At 62.0% G+C, this 14,915-nt stretch carries 13 protein-coding genes; 2 read left to right on the top strand and 11 right to left on the bottom strand.

The window, feature by feature from the left end; genetic code table 11:
* The 3 genes from VMI09_03150 to VMI09_03140 form a co-directional block, all read right to left on the bottom strand.
* Entirely contained in the window at positions 1-408 is a 408-nt protein-coding gene (locus VMI09_03150) for a hypothetical protein (protein ID HTQ23665.1), read from the bottom strand.
* Positions 409-680: 272 nt separating this feature from the next.
* Complete coding sequence (locus VMI09_03145; protein ID HTQ23664.1) at positions 681-1,178, bottom strand: Hsp20/alpha crystallin family protein; 498 nt, start codon at positions 1,176-1,178, stop codon at positions 681-683.
* A 199-nt stretch (positions 1,179-1,377) separates the two neighbouring features.
* The gene (locus tag VMI09_03140; GenBank protein ID HTQ23663.1) at positions 1,378-1,836 is read right to left on the bottom strand and encodes a universal stress protein; all 459 of its coding nucleotides are present in this window, start codon (positions 1,834-1,836) and stop codon (positions 1,378-1,380) included.
* Between the two features lie 153 nt (positions 1,837-1,989).
* On the opposite strand from VMI09_03140, the gene VMI09_03135 reads away from it, so the two are divergent.
* Complete coding sequence (locus VMI09_03135; GenBank protein ID HTQ23662.1) at positions 1,990-3,372, top strand: sigma-54 dependent transcriptional regulator; 1,383 nt, start codon at positions 1,990-1,992, stop codon at positions 3,370-3,372.
* On the opposite strand, the gene VMI09_03130 is transcribed toward VMI09_03135, so the two are convergent.
* The 7 genes from VMI09_03130 to VMI09_03100 form a co-directional block, all read right to left on the bottom strand.
* Positions 3,369-4,502 carry an ABC transporter permease gene (locus VMI09_03130; GenBank protein ID HTQ23661.1) on the bottom strand — a complete coding sequence of 378 codons (1,134 nt, stop codon included), beginning with the start codon at positions 4,500-4,502 and terminating at the stop codon, positions 3,369-3,371. The genes VMI09_03135 and VMI09_03130 overlap by 4 nt on opposite strands.
* Positions 4,503-4,515: 13 nt before the next feature.
* On the bottom strand, positions 4,516-5,649 hold the full coding sequence (locus tag VMI09_03125) for an ABC transporter permease (protein HTQ23660.1): 1,134 nt from the start codon (positions 5,647-5,649) through the stop codon (positions 4,516-4,518).
* Positions 5,650-5,651: 2 nt separating this feature from the next.
* Entirely contained in the window at positions 5,652-6,656 is a 1,005-nt protein-coding gene (locus VMI09_03120; GenBank protein ID HTQ23659.1) for an ABC transporter ATP-binding protein, read from the bottom strand.
* Positions 6,629-7,606, bottom strand: a complete 978-nt coding sequence (locus VMI09_03115; protein ID HTQ23658.1) for an ABC transporter ATP-binding protein — start codon at positions 7,604-7,606, stop codon at positions 6,629-6,631. Before VMI09_03115 ends, VMI09_03120 begins: the two co-directional genes overlap by 28 nt.
* Positions 7,599-8,558: an HlyD family efflux transporter periplasmic adaptor subunit gene (locus tag VMI09_03110; GenBank protein ID HTQ23657.1), complete on the bottom strand. Its 960-nt coding sequence runs from the start codon at positions 8,556-8,558 to the stop codon at positions 7,599-7,601. Before VMI09_03110 ends, VMI09_03115 begins: the two co-directional genes overlap by 8 nt.
* A 245-nt stretch (positions 8,559-8,803) precedes the next feature.
* Positions 8,804-9,190 (bottom strand): response regulator, encoded by a 387-nt coding sequence (locus VMI09_03105; GenBank protein HTQ23656.1) that lies wholly within the window; start codon positions 9,188-9,190, stop codon positions 8,804-8,806.
* A 72-nt stretch (positions 9,191-9,262) separates the two neighbouring features.
* Positions 9,263-10,675, bottom strand: coding sequence for an ATP-binding protein (locus tag VMI09_03100; GenBank protein ID HTQ23655.1), 1,413 nt, complete (start codon positions 10,673-10,675; stop codon positions 9,263-9,265).
* A 100-nt stretch (positions 10,676-10,775) separates the two neighbouring features.
* Between VMI09_03100 and VMI09_03095 the strand changes: the two genes are divergently transcribed.
* Positions 10,776-11,936 (top strand): sigma-54 dependent transcriptional regulator, encoded by a 1,161-nt coding sequence (locus tag VMI09_03095; GenBank protein ID HTQ23654.1) that lies wholly within the window; start codon positions 10,776-10,778, stop codon positions 11,934-11,936.
* Positions 11,937-12,547: 611 nt separating this feature from the next.
* Here VMI09_03095 and VMI09_03090 read toward each other — a convergent pair.
* Entirely contained in the window at positions 12,548-14,173 is a 1,626-nt protein-coding gene (locus VMI09_03090; GenBank protein HTQ23653.1) for a hypothetical protein, read from the bottom strand.
* Between the last annotated feature and the right edge of the window lie 742 nt (positions 14,174-14,915).

The raw sequence follows: 14,915 nt of genomic DNA, 5'->3' as shown, positions 1-14,915 counted from the left end.
TCAGCGGCTCTTACGGCGTTGCTTCGCTTTCGCCGTCTTCGGCTTTCGCTGCTCGAACTCCCAGGTGGCGAACAGGGTGCCGTCGTCGCTCCAGTTGTAGGAGGTCCGTCCGCCGAAGAGCTTCTTCAGCTCGTGTGCGATCCGGTGGGTCAACTTCTGCGAGGTCGTCAGCACCTCGATCGACTTTTCACCTTTGGCTTCGATCGCATCGATCGAAACGATCCGCCGCTCGGGCTGGGTCGCCATCGCTCTGCTGGCGACGTTCTCCATCCGGCTGCGGATGAGGGCGCGGTTGCCGGCTATTCCGCTTCCGCGGATGATGAGCCGTCCCTGACCTTCCTGCTGGCTGACTTCGTCACAGGCCGGACAGAATCCCCATACACGCCGCTCCAGTAACTCGTCAGTCAATTTATGGTCATGGCGCCAGGTCTTGCGGAGGTACAGCGCGCCGCATCGCGCGCACACGGTGGCCTCCTTCGGCTGAGCCGTCTTTCTGACGACCTGGGGACTTTTGTCGTCGCGGGCGGCGCTGCGATTGAGACTCCGAATAAGCCCGCGGGATTGTTTGGTGGCATTGCCAGGTGAGTTCCGCATAACGTTCCGGTTATTTCCCTGTAGTGGTTAGATTGCAGTCAGAACCACGCCGCTCGAGCATCTCGTTGGGCGACTTGGCTGCGGGTTCAAGCGGTCTTTTTGGCGCCGTTGTCCTTTTTTTCGCCGTGGCCTTCGATCTGGACCTTGACCTCTTTAGGCACCGCTTCTTTGGGCATCGCCGCGGTCAACTCGAGAATGCCGTCGCGATAGGTGGCCTTGAGGTCGTCGGCTTTGACTCCCTCCGGCAGCGAAATCGACCGTTCGAATGATCCGTAACGGATCTCGCGCCGATAGAAGTTGCTTTTCCTGGTCTCGGTTTTTTGCTCACGCGAGCCCTTCACGGTGAGGACCCCACCCGTGACCTTGATAGCAATCTGCTGCGGGTCGATACCAGGCAGTTCCATCCTGACAACGAACTTATCACCCTCGACGTATGATTCCACCGCCGGTCGAAGCGCGCCGGAAGATTCCCAGTCCTTGCGAAACGTGCCGCGCTCGAGGCCAAATTTTTCGAGCAGGTCGTCGACTTCATGCCTGAATCGCTCCAGGTCGCGCGACGGGTTCCATTTCTCCGGCGGTACCATGGTCCTGCCCTCCTTTCTGCCCGGTTTCGCTTTACCAAGCTTCTACGGCACGACTTAATTCTAAGCGGGAGCAAGGTGAGTGCCATCCAGGAGCGCGCTGAAACATTGATTATAGGCGAGTACTGTCGCCAAAGGCGACATCTTTTTTCACCCCGCTAATTTTTGGTGACGCGACCGGCCACAGTATAGCCGCGAGTCGTCAGCCCTTGGCCGAGTGCGAAGCCGGCCCCGGATTTCGAACGGTCAGAACCGGACACTCGGCTTTGCGCACCACGGCTTCGGCCACGCTTCCAAGAAAAAAATGTGCGACCGCGCCGCGCCCGTGAGTAGCCATCACCAGCAGGTCCGGCTTGAATTGAACAACGGCTTGCAGGATGCCGCCGACGACGTCGCCGATGAAGACGATCGACTCGTACCCGAGGTCGCCGAGTTTTTGTCCGGCGATCTCGGCCAGCCTGGCCTTGGCGGTCTTCTCCTGCTCCGCATAGACGCTTGCGGGCATCGGAAAGTTTCCGACCTGTGCGACCAGTGGGACCGCATGTACCAGGATAAGCTTTGCGCCGAAGTGCCGGGCGATTTCAGCGGCCCGGTCCAGAGCAACGAGGGAGTTCTCGGTGAAATCGACGGGACACATTATTTTGCCATAAGGAAAAGCCATAGCCGCGGTCGCCTCCGCAAAAATTTCCCTGTCTTTTGCCGGACCATAACATCGTACATTCGCCGCGCCCAGCCCGCATGACCCGCGATCACCCCGCGGTCCGGCCGCTCCGGCCTGCGTGGACCGGACTGCGCGGTGTTGGCATAATCGAAAATGGTGCAGCGCATACTCATCGTCGACGACGAACCGGATATGACCGAAACCTGCCGCCGCGCCCTCGGCTCGGCCGGCTACCAGTGCTTCACAAGCAATGACGCGCGAGAAGCTTTGACCTTGCTTGCCTCGGAGCGGCCCGATCTGCTGCTCACCGATTTGCGCATGCCGGAGATGGATGGGATGGAGATGCTGCGGAGGGCGAAGGAGGTCGATTCGCAAATCCCGGTCCTGATGCTCACCGCGCATGCGACGCTGGAATCCGCGGTGGCGGCGGTCAAGGCCGGCGCCTTTGACTTTATTGCTAAGCCGTTTTCCATCGATCAGCTCAAGCTCGCGGTCGAGCGCGCGCTGACCTGGCGGCGGCAGCAAAACGAGATCCTCCAATTGCGCGAACAACTAGGGATTGTCGGCTTTGAAAACATCATCGGGCGCAGCAACGCGCTGCAGCAGGTGTTGGAGCTGGTGCGCAAGGCGGCGCGCTCCGACGCCAATATCCTGGTGCTGGGCGAGTCGGGGACCGGAAAAGAGCTGATCGCGCGAGCGGTCCGTGCCAATAGCCCACGCGCGGCGCAGCCCTTCGTCGCGGTCGATTGCGCCTCGCTGCCGGAGAATCTGCTCGAGTCGGAGCTCTTCGGCCATGAGAAGGGAGCGTTTACCGGGGCGATCGCCGCGAAGCAGGGGCTCGTCGAAATGGCCAATCGCGGCACCCTTTTTCTGGACGAGCTTGGCGAGCTGCCGCTGGGCCTGCAGGTCAAGTTCCTGCGCGCGCTCCAGGAGCGGCAAATTCGACGGGTCGGCGGCACGCGGCCAATCGACGTCGATATTCGCGTGGTCTGCGCCACCAACCGCGACCTGCGCGAATTGGTGAAGGGAGGCGCGTTCCGCGAGGATCTCTACTACCGCATCGCGGTCATCGACATCGCGCTCCCGCCGCTGCGCGAGCGTCCGGGCGACGTCGAGCTGCTGGCCATGAGCTTTCTTGCGAAATTCGCTCGCCGCGATACGGCCGCGCCACGGGGCTTCGAGCCCGAAGCGATGGCGGCGCTGGAGACGTATTCGTGGCCGGGCAATGTGCGCGAACTGCAGAACGTGGTCGAGCGAGCTTGCGCTCTGACCGAAGGCGAGATGATCACGCTTGCCGATTTGCCCGCTCATCTGAGGACCGTGGCGCCGGCGCCATCGGCGCGTCCACCCGCCGCCGATACCGCGAGCAAGCTCACCCTGAAAGAGGCCAAGGAGCGTTGGATAAGCGACCTCGAGTCCGCCTACGTCGCCGAACTGTTGCGGCGCGAGGGCGGCAACGTATCGCAGGCCGCGCGCAAGGCCGGCGTCGATCGCAAGACGCTCCATCGCCTGCTCAACAAACACAGCATCCGCTAGTCAAGCGATTTGCGCAGCCTGGTCGTGGTGAAGGCGAGCAGCGCCGCTCCGATCAGCGCCATCGCCAGCATGTTCGGCCACAACACGCCGAGGCCCACACCCTTCAGATAGAGGCCGCGCAGGACCACCAGGAAGTGGCTCAGCGGGTTGAACTCGCAAATCCACTGCAGCGCCGGCGGCATCGAACTCACCGGCGTTCCGAGCCCGGATAGGGTGATCGACGGCATCACGACAAAGAAGCCGGTCACCATCGCCTGCTGCTGAGTCGTCGCGGAGGTCGAAATCAGCAGCCCGATGCCGAGCATGCTGAGCAGGAACAGCGCGGCCCCCAGCAGCAGCAGCGGCGCGCTGCCGCGGAAGGGCACGCCGAACCACAGCGTGCCCACCGTCGCCACCACCGCCGTGTCGGCGAGTCCAACCAGGAAAAAGGGCACCGTCTTGCCCAGGATGAACTCCGACCGTTTGATCGGCGTGACCATGATCTGCTCGAAGGTCCCCAGCTCGCGCTCCCTGACCACGGCGAACGCCGTGAGCTGCACCACGGTGAGCAGCACGATGCTGCCGATAAGGCCCGGCACGATAAACCACCGGCTGAGCAGGTCAGCGTTGAACCAGGGCCGCGGTTCGAGCACGACGCCAGGCACCACGGCGACCAGGCCGGGGTCGGTGCGATTCAGCCGGTCGCGCAATTGATCCTGCGCGAAGGTTTCCGCGATGCGCGACACGTAGCCATAGGCGATGAGCGCCGTGTTGGAGTTGGTGCCATCCAGGATCACCTGCAGCGGGGCCGTACGCCCCTTGCGCAGCAGCTCCGCGAAGCCCGGATGAATTTCGATCGCAAGGTAGACGTCGCTCGCGTCGATAAGCGTGCGTATCTCCTCACGGCGCTGGAGGCGGTAACGGATGTCGAAGTAGGGACTCGCGGCAAAGCGAGCGATCAACTCCCGGCTCTCCTGGCTATGGTCGAGGTCGAGCACCGCAGTTGGCACGTGGCGCACTTCGAAGGTCGCCGCGTAACCAAACACCATCATCTGGATAAGCGCTGGTGCAAACAGCACGAACCGCGCCTTGGGATCGCGCAGGAGCTGGATGAATTCCTTGACCAGCATCTGCCGCAGCCTGCCAAGCATCGCCCGCCCCGCTCTAATCGATCCGTTTGCGGAAGCTCAGCACCGCGACGCTCGCGATCAGGAAAGCGAAACCCGCCAGCGCCAGAAAATTGAACTGCAGCTCGCCGACGCCGACGCCCTTCAGAAACACCCCTTTGAGAATCGTGTCGTAGTACCTGGCCGGCACGAAGTAGCTCACAAATCTGATCTGCGCCGGCATCTGGTCGAGCGGGAAGATGAAGCCCGAGAGCAGGAACGCCGGCATGAAGGTCGCCACCATCGCCACCTGGCTCGCGACGAGCTGCGAGCGCGCCAGGACCGAGATCCAGAAACCCAGGGCGAGCACGACCGACAGAAAGAGCGCGGACGCGCCAAACAGCGTCGTCAGATGGCCCCGCAGCGGAACCTCGAACCATAAGGTGCTGAGTCCCGCGCACATCGCGGTGGCGGCCATGCCGATCCCGAAATAAGGAATCAGCTTGCCGAGCACGAGTTCGAGCGGCGTGACCGGCGTCGAGACCAGCTGCTCCATCGTGCCGCGCTCCCATTCGCGCGCGATCGTGAGCGCGGTGAGGAACGTCCCGATTACCGCCATCACGAGCGCGATTACACCCGGCAGGATAAAGGCGCGGCTTTCCAGGTCCTCGTTGAACCATGTCCGCGCGTCGACCGACAGCGGCGGATCGATGTTGGTGATCCCCTGGCGCTCGAGCCATTCGATCTGGACCTGCTCGGAGAATCGGCTGACAACCCCGTCGCTGTAACCGATGATGATGTTGGCGGTGTTGTCGTCACTGGCGTCGATCAGCGCCTGTACGCCGACTGTCGCGCCCTCGGCGAGACGCTTTGAGAAATCGTGAGGTATGATCAGCGCAAACTTACAGCGTCCCGAATTGATGCCGCGGACGACGTCGGGATAGTCGTGAACCACCTTGACGATACGAAAATACTCGGAAGCCTGAAATCCCTTGAGCAAAGCCTGGCTGCGCTGACTGCCCTCGCGGTCGAAGACGTACATCGGAATGTGCTTGATATCGAGCGTAACGCCGTAGCCGTACAGCAGCGTCATCACGATCGGCATCAAGGCGATAATCACCAGGCTGCGCCAGTCGCGCACGACCTGGATGATTTCCTTGCGGGCGATCGCCCGCAGTCGCTTCCAGCGCATCGCTAGTGCCCTTGCGCCGCAGTATTCGGCCGATCGCGCGTAAGCGAAACGAACACGTCTTCCAGCGTGGGCCCGATGCGCTCGATGGCCAGGACGCGGATTCCAAGCGCCGCCAGATACTGCGCGAGGCCTTCGATCGACAGATCTTTCACCGCCGTCAGGTGCAGGCCGCCGCCGAAGATCGCGGATTCGATCACTCCGGGCGCCGAGCGTGCCGCCTCGGCCGCTTCGCTAAGCGGCGCGCACTCAACCCGCAGCAGCGCGCCCGAGGCGAAACGATGCTTGAGCTCGGACGGCCGCCCCAGCGCGACGATCCGGCCACGCGCGACGAGCGCGAGGCGGTTACAATACTCCGCCTCCTCCATGTAATGCGTCGTTACGAACACGGTTGTGCCGTCATCGGACATCTGATGGATGATGTTCCAGAAATGCCGCCGCGACATCGGATCGACGCCGGAGGTCGGTTCGTCGAGGAACACGATCGGCGGCCGATGCAGCACCGCGCATCCGAGCGCCAGCCGCTGCTTCCATCCGCCTGCCAGGTCGCAAGCCGGGGTCGATTCGCGTCCGTCGAGCCCGGCCATCGTCACCGCCCATTTGATGCGCGCGGCCAACTCGCGGGCCGGCACTCCGTACATCCCGCCAAAAAAGCGCAGGTTCTCGCGGACCGTCAGATCCTGGTACAGCGAGAATTTTTGCGACATGTAGCCGATGTGCCGACGCACCGCTTCGGGTTCGGCCGCAACGTCGATCCCCGCCACCGTGGCGCGCCCCGAGCTCGGCCTCAGCAATCCGCACAGCATCCGGATGGTTGTGGATTTGCCCGAGCCGTTGGGTCCGAGGAAGCCGAAAATCTCTCCCGGCGCGGTCTCGAAGCTGACCTCGTCGACGGCCACGAACTTGCCGAACCGTTTGACCAGGCGATCCACGCTGACCGAGGGCGCGCTGCTAACGGCCGGTCGCGCCGGCATCGAGGCGTTCACGACGTCGCTCCCTGCGACTTCCACGCAAAGGAAGGCCCGGCTCCCGCGGCGCTGATTTTCGAGACGAAAACGTCCTCGACCGTAGGCTCGGTGCGGATGAATTCGGAGAACGGCAGATTCGCCGCGCGCAGCAGCGCGCTGAGCTCGCCGATTCGCGCTTGCGCGTCGTCCACCACCAGACGGACCGCGTCGCCGAGGAGCAGGACGCTCGAGACTCCGGCGGCGCCTGCGAGCCGCATCTCAACTTTGCGCGCCTCGGGCGAAGTGACCGACAGCACCGCCCCCGGCAAGCTTCGCTTGAGTTCCGCCGGGGACCCGCAAAACATCAGCCGACCCTGATGGAGGAGCGCAAGGCGATGGCATCGCTCGGCCTCGTCGAGGTAGGCGGTCGCGATCAGCACGGTTACGCCTTCGGCCAGAAGCGAGTAGAGGATCTGCCAGAGGTCCCTGCGTGATATCGGATCGACTCCGGTCGTCGGCTCGTCGAGCAGGATCACGCGTGGGCGATGGATCAGCGCGCAGGTAAGCCCGAGCTTCTGCTTCATCCCGCCGGAAAGCTTTGCGGCGAGGCGGCCGCGAAATTCGCTCATTCCGCAAGCCTGCAGCAATCGTGCGGCGTTGATTTCGCGCGCGCGCCCATCGACTCCGAACAGTTCGGCATAGAAGCGGATATTCTGGTCAACCGTCAGGTCTTCGTAGAGGCCAAAGCGCTGAGGCATGTAGCTGATGTGGTTTTTGACCGCTTCGGGATTGGCGCCGACGTCGAACCCGGCCACGATGGCGCTGCCTCGGTCCGCCAACGTTACTCCAGACAGGATCCGCAGGATGGTCGTCTTGCCGGCGCCGTCGGGGCCGACGATGCCGAAAATTTTGCCGGTTTCGGCCGTGAAACTGACGTTGTCGACCGCGGCGACCTTGCCCAGCCGCTTGCTGAGGCCGCGGACCTCGACCGCCTGCGCCGCCGAATCACTCATGGGACGCGGAGGGAACGAGCGCTGTCGATTTCGACGGACCGAGCGCGATTTCCGCATCAACCGGCATCCCCGGGACCAGTTCATGGGTCGGATTGTAAACGTCAATCTTGATTCGATAGACCAGCGTCACGCGCTCGGCGTGCGTCTCCACGCTCTTCGGCGTGAATTCGGCTTTCGAAGCGATCGCCGATATGCGCCCGGCGTATCGCTTGCCCGGATAGGTATCGGTAGTGACGGTCACGGACTGTCCGAACCGCACCCGGCCGATATCGGTTTCATTGATGTAAGCGCGGACCCACACATGGTCGATATCGGCCAGCGTTGCCACCGGAGTGCCGGGCAGCATCACTTCTCCGACCTCGGCCTGGCGCGTCAGCATCACGCCGTCGAACGGTGCCCGGAGGACCGTATAGCCGAGGATGATCTCGCTGAGCTTGAGATTTTCCGCGGCGCTGCGAACCGCCGCGAGCGTTGCTTCGACGTTGCGCTCTGCGGCGACGGTCAAGGCCTTGTCGCGCATCCAGACCGCTTCAGATTGCCTGAACGCGGTTTCCGCGAGGTCTCTCATCTGCGTCGATGTTACCTTGGCCTCGTAGAGCGCTTGCGCGCGCTTGTAGTCCACCGTTTTCTGGTTGAGATCCGCCTCGTCGCTCTGGACCCCTTTTTTCGCAGCCTCCAGGTTTGCAAGCGCGAGGCTGTACTGCTGCTGGCTCTGGTCAGAAGTCGCACGCGCGAGTTCCACTTTCTGACGATAGTCGGCGTCATCGAGACGCGCGATCAGATCGCCGTGGTGCACCCATTGGCCCTCGTCGAAGGGTAATTCGACGATCCGCGATTGCACCTGTTTGAAGCTAAGCACGCTTTCATGAGCTTCGATATTCCCGGAAATCGTCAAGGTCGTTTGCGGCGCACCTTTCCATAGGCCGGCAAACCAGCGGGACTCGGAGCCCATCGCGCCGAGAAGGAGTGCGCCGCCAAGCGCGACGAGTATATTCCTGGTTCTCGGCTTCATTTTGTGCCTGGGTTAGCGGTTTCTCCCTTGCTCGAGTGTCGGGCCTCGGAGCCGAATGGCTGGTGGGTCCCAAGACCCTTGTTGAGCAAGGATCTTGCCATCCAAATTTCATCGGGCAGATGTGCGAAGGTATCTTTAGGAGGGCGGCCGCAGTGGCCCTAACTCGATACAGTAGCTCGCTCAGCCTAAATTTCAGACTTGCCGTTTACGTGTTGGCGGAGAAGCATCTTCACAATCGCGATCAGCTCGGCGTTCGGAAAGGGTTTGCGAAGGTAGCCTGCCGCCCCAGCCTGCTGCACATTCCGGGCTATTTCCGGCGTGTGGTAGGCGGTCATCAGAACTACTGGAATTTTCGGAGACTTCTTGCTTGCGTGACGCGCCATCTCGAAGCCGTCGCTGTCCGGCATCGTAATGTCCGAGACGACCAATGCGGGCCGTTCCGAATCCATCAGTGCGAACGCTTTTGCGCTGTCGTAGGCCACCAGGCAGTTGAATCCGCCCGCTCGCAGCACCCTTGCGCAGGTATCTGCCATCTCCGTCTCATCATCGACGATTAGAATGGTTTCAGGCATGAAATCCTCTGCCCCGTCCCCTTCGATTGTTTAAGGAATGAGCAAAGGCTATGCCATCCAGGCGCTGCCAATTCATGACCCTTCGCGACTCCCTTCGGCGATGGCCCGATCCCGGATAGTGGGCAGCGTCAGCGTAAATTTTGTTCCTTTTCCGGGCTCCGATTCTACTTCGATCCTACCGCTGTGTTCGCGAAGGGTGCGGTATGCAAGCCACAGTCCCAGTCCGGTCCCGCTTGTCTTGGTGGTAAAAAAGATATCGAAGAGCTTCGGCAACACGTCCGCCGGAATGCCTGCCCCGGTGTCGGCGACGGACAATTGCAGCATCCCGGCCTGGTCCCGCGCCGGCCCGCTCACGATGGTCAGGTTGCCCCCCTCGGGCATCGCATCACGCGCATTCATCACCAGATTCATCAGCACTCGCTGCAACGCCGTGGGATCGCCTGGAACCAGTGGGACGTTGCGGTCAAGCGAAGTGATGATCTCGATGTTCGAGCGGCGAAATTCTCCGCCGATCAACAGGAGAGATGCTTCAACCAGCTCATTGATATTGACGGGCTGGCGCTCGCTCGCGCGCTGGGCGGCCAGCGTCAACAGTCCGGTCGCGATGCGGCTTGCCCGTTGGGCGTTGCGCCGGAGAACCTCGAGATCCTGGCGCAGATCGGGATTTCCGACATCCAGCAGAGAGAGCATCAGCTCGGAACGCGAGGAGATAATCGCGAGCGGATTGTTGAGGTCGTGCGCGATTCCAGCCGCGATCGAACCGAGCGCATTCATCGTTTCGGCCTGCCTGGTCTGGCGTTCGAACGCCACGCGCTCGCTGATATCCGTGATAAAGCAGACGACGAACTGACTAGCGGTTACCGGCGCGACATAGTTAAGGCTGATTTCGAGGGGGAATTCGCTGCCGTCCTTGCGCCGTCCCGCGAGATCCAGCCCGATCCCCATGGGGCGCGACCGCGGCGCCTTCATGAAGCTCGCGCGATGCGCGACGTGTTGGCCCAGCACGCGCTCAGGCACCAGGATTTCAACGGGCCGGCCTTCGAGTTCTCCGTGTCCGTAGCCGAACATTTGCTCGACCGCCGCGTTGGCGCGCACCATCTTTCCGTCGGGCGCCACCATCAGGATCCCTTGTCCAGCCGCGTGGAAAAAGACGTCCGCTATGACGCCGCTTTCCTGCAGTTGCGAGGCGTACCGGTGAGCCTCGCTCCACCCCCACCACCGCAACACGACCATCAACGCCGCCGTTCCTGCGACGAAGATGAGCCGGTTTGCCAGCGAATGCGGCGCAGGCCAAAAAAGCTCCGAGACGGCAAGCCATGTGAACGCGACGAAGCAATAGGCAATCACGACCCGATTCTTGGGATCGCTCAGAAGGGACGGTGCTTTCGGATTAGGTGTTCCCGCCATGGCAAGGCAGCAGATTTGCACCCTGATCGTCCATTTACAAATGCTGCGGCCTCCCGTCGTGTGGTCTTCATTACCCATATGGGACATCGATGCCCCAGGCTGCCCAGCCGTTCGGGTTGCAATTTACAAAGTGTTTCAAACCGAATCAGATGGCACAGAGTGTGCTGCCTAAGGAGGCATGCCAATCAACACGACCGCGGCTATAGAAGAACGACGACCGCAGTTTGACGGGAATTTCTCTGCCAGCTCCAAGGATGCCGGGAGAACGGAGCCCGAATCAGCCAAGGCCGCGGCAAGCGGGCAGTTTCACGGCCTGGTCGGATCGAACGCCGCTATGCGTCGTCTGTTTCGCCGCATAGAAGCGGTCGCCGCCACCCGCTCGACCGTTCTTATCGTGGGCGAAAGCGGCACCGGCAAGGAGCTGGTGGCGCGCGCGATCCATGAGTGCGGCGCACGACGCGGATCCTTCGTTGCGCTCAACTGCGCAGCGATCCCAAGAGAACTCGTCGAAAGCGAACTGTTCGGCCATCGCCGAGGAGCTTTCAGCGGCGCCAATGCGGACCATCCGGGGCTGCTGCGCGCGGCGGAAGGCGGCACGGTCTTTCTGGACGAGGTTACGGAGATGAGCCCGGACCTTCAGGCGAAGCTGCTGCGCGCGATCCAGGAACGCACGGTGCGTCCAGTCGGCTCGACCAAGGAGATCCCGATCGACGTCCGGATCGTCGCCTCGACCAATCGCGATCCGGCCGAGGCCGCGCGCAGCGGTCAATTGCGCGCCGACCTCTATTATCGCCTGCAGGTCAACGTGCTGGAAATTTCGCCGCTGCGCGATCGCCTCGATGACGTTGCGGACCTGGCGCAGCATTTTGTCCGGTTGATGAACGAAAGAAACGAGGGCCTGAGATCGCTTGTCGGGATCGACGCGGACGCGATGTCCGCGCTGCAGGCGTACGATTGGCCGGGCAACGTCCGCGAGCTCGGCAACACCATCGAATCGGCTCTTACCTTCGGCACGTGCGCGACGGTCACGCTCGACGATCTGCCGAGCAGGATCGTTAACGCATGGCGGACAGCGCCGACAGCAATCCCGTCCCCCACGGCGGCCGCGCCGGCGCCGATGGCCGCGGCGGAGGAGCGCGCGGGCAGCTATGCCGAGTTCGAACGCAACGCCATCGCTTCCGCGCTCGAGCGCGCGGGCGGCAACAAGGTGCAAGCGGCGCGGATTCTGAAAATTTCCCGCAAGAAGCTGTACGACAGGATCGAGCGTTACGGAATTTCGCTCGCGAGCCTGGCCCGGGCGGCAAACGGAAGCCGCCTCGCGCAGGCCTCGGCGGCATAACTCGAGCGAAGTCGGGCGAAAACGATTCGAGCGGAACCGCGACGCTCTAATGCTGAATCGCCGTACCGTACAGCGACTCTCCGCGTCAGAGCGTCGCGATGAGACTCGGATCGTTTAGTTCGTCGAACCGTGACGGGCGTCCCCGCCGATGAGGATGGCCAGCGCGAGCGCCCGCCTCGCCTGCGCCCTATTCAGCACTTCCGGCCCCGCAACCGCCCCGTCAACTCCGACGACAGGAACCCGGGCGTCCGCATGCAACGGCTTTGGCGCGGCCGCCGGCGGCTGAGCGCCGCCCGCCCATTGGCAAGCTCCGAATCCCTGGGTTCCGGCTAGCACTGCCACCGCCAAGGCTCCGAGAAATACCGCCGCTGCCACAATACTTTTCATATAAATCCCTTAGATCCATGCCATCAGGCTTCGAATACAGAGACGCGGGCGAATGGATTCGGTTTCATGGGACCCGCTCGTTCCAGTCACCGCTCAATGCGGCGTGATGGAGTAAAGATGCCAGCCGCCCAGGTTCTTGTCCGGATCTGTTTTCAGGTTGAAGGGATTTGCCGAACCCACGAACAGCGCCTGGCTGTCAGAGATCATGGTTCGGAAGCCGTAATTCAGCGGATCGCTAACCCGTTCCTTGTGAAAGGCGCGGCCGGTGTCGTACCAGAGGCAAACATCCAGATGTCGCCACCTGGATCGAGCAGTTCGTCTTCGGCAATATCTGCGGCCGTCAGGAAGTTCGGGAGTCCGCCAAATGTGCTTCCGCCGTTCTCGAGCCGATCGAGACCGAAGGCGGTGAAGTCGGCATCGGGCAACGCGTCGAAGCTCCAATCGAAGGTCCCAAAGAACAGATAGCCGAAGAAGCTATGCCCACTCCAGGTGTAGGTGTTGAACGGATTTCCGAAACCGGCCGGCCGGTACTCTGGCGCGACGCCCATCGCATTGGGCTGAATCGACCATCCGTGCGGGGACGTGGGACTCTGCACCGGCATTTTCCGCGCGCCATAGAGAAGTTCGGCGTGGGGATGGGAGAGGTTCGTGCAGCATCGGAAAATCGGGATCGCGCGCTCGGTCCCCAGAATAGCCAGCGCGATGTTTGCTGGCGTCAGAGGGATGCCGTAGGTGACAAGATGCGTTAGCGCGGCGGTCATCGGCACCTGCATCAGTCCCCAATAGAGTTGACCGTCGTAGCTCGATAGTGCTCCGCCGGGCCATGAAAGGGCGGTGAGAGGATCCGGCTCGTAATTCGTCGCACTCCAGACCTTGCTCCATTGAGCGACGTTGGCCGGCGTCAGTCCACCTGTGGGAATCGCCGGGCTCATCCAGAGGCCTGCAGGCGTCGTCGTTGGAATTCCCGAGAAGGTCCCCGGCCAGGTAGTTGCGAAGATTCGGCCCTTATGCGCGGCGAGATAGGCCGCAGACAGGTCGAGGTTGCCAACGTTCTCGAACTGGAACGGATTGCTCGTGTTGCCGGTCCATCTGAGAACGCTCCCGGTTCCATCGCTGTTCATGACACCGGCGTAAAGGACGCTGCCGACAGCCAGCCAACTGCGTATGTCAATGTACTGGGAGTAGTGTTGCGCCCCGATAAACTGGCCGGTCGTGCTGTTGTACGCAAACATGTTAATGCCGGCATCGGGCGAGGGGAGCGACGCGATAGTCGGTCCGGCGAGTATCACCACGCCGCTGAGCGAGCCGGCAGAGCGAAGACCGAGCGTCAGCGGATCAAGATTGGAAGGATCCTGCATGCTGGTCGGAGTGATATTGGTAAGCGTCTTGGTATGCACGTCGTAGTTATAAATCTGCGGCGGCCGGGTATCGCCCAGGGAGGCAGGTATGTTCAGAGAGGGATTGGTAGCTCGATAGTTGCTGGAGCCGAATTCGCAGGCCAGCCTTCCGTCCTGAAACGGCGTGAGTGGTAGCCCGGCCTGAGTGAACAAGCCGCCCATTACCAGGCACAGCACGTTCGCGGCGCTGCCAAACCATAGCTTGCGCTCTCCCGTCACGCCCCCCGCCGGGCTGGTGACTCTATCGCCTGCCGCGTCCGTTCCGGTTTCCGTCAGGCCCCAGACGTAAGCCTGATTCACCTTCGGCACGCCGACCATGCAGGTTGGTCCGCCCGGATATTGGTTTCGCGAACTGCCAAGCCCGACGAAACATTCGTCGGGAGGGGCGTTGGCAAGAAGGGTTGTGACAAACTCCGCCGGCGTCGGAGTCGGCATCACGGTCGCAGTGGGCATCGGAGTGGGTGCGGCCCTCGGAGCCGGCTTCGGACCGCCGCCACCGCCACCGCCACCGCCACCGCAGGAAGCCGCTGCTACAATCAATGAAGTTGTTACCAAGACCGCTAACCATCGTGACATCGTTCTCTTCTCTCCGCCGGAACTAGTTATAAAGCCTTTTCGACAACCCGGAGACCCTTGTCTTCTTCGAGCCTCCAAACACCAGATTCAACCCGAGGTCGTACTGGGCATTCGGAACAGTGCTCGTATCGAAGCTGAAACTGGTAGCGGTTCCTTCATCGATAGGACCAAGATAGTTGGGATGCGCTGCAGGTCCAATGGGATCGCTAGCTGACGGCCACGGGCGGCCAACACAACTAGGATTGATGCTGTCCGGACAGCCAATAAAAAACCTCGCGTGGGCAAATGTGCCGCCCGTGCAATTGGCGATAAAGGCCAGACGTATAGTTCCACTGACCGTTATAGGTTTGCCGAAGATTGTCGGCGCGGTCCAAACGGGAGAGCAGGTCACTTTGTGTCGGAAAAAGCGGCAGCCGCCGGACAGCTGAACCAGCATGGAAAGTACTAACCTACTAAGAGGCTGGCGCACCCGGTGCTGCTTCATGTTTGTCATCTAGCGGCCCTAGCAGGTCGTTGATAAACGCCTGAATTTCGTTCCGATATAATTCGTCAGAGTGAGCAATCGGATCGGTGGAGGAAGCGGCGGATGCGGGGAGAAGAGCGGCGGCAGCGGGCGATG

The organism is Candidatus Binataceae bacterium, from assembly GCA_035500095.1.
Taxonomy (GTDB): domain Bacteria; phylum Desulfobacterota; class Binatia; order Binatales; family Binataceae; genus JAKAVN01.
The sequence above is the reverse complement of the archived record's forward strand: the minus strand, read 5'-3'. Positions and strand labels throughout refer to the sequence as shown.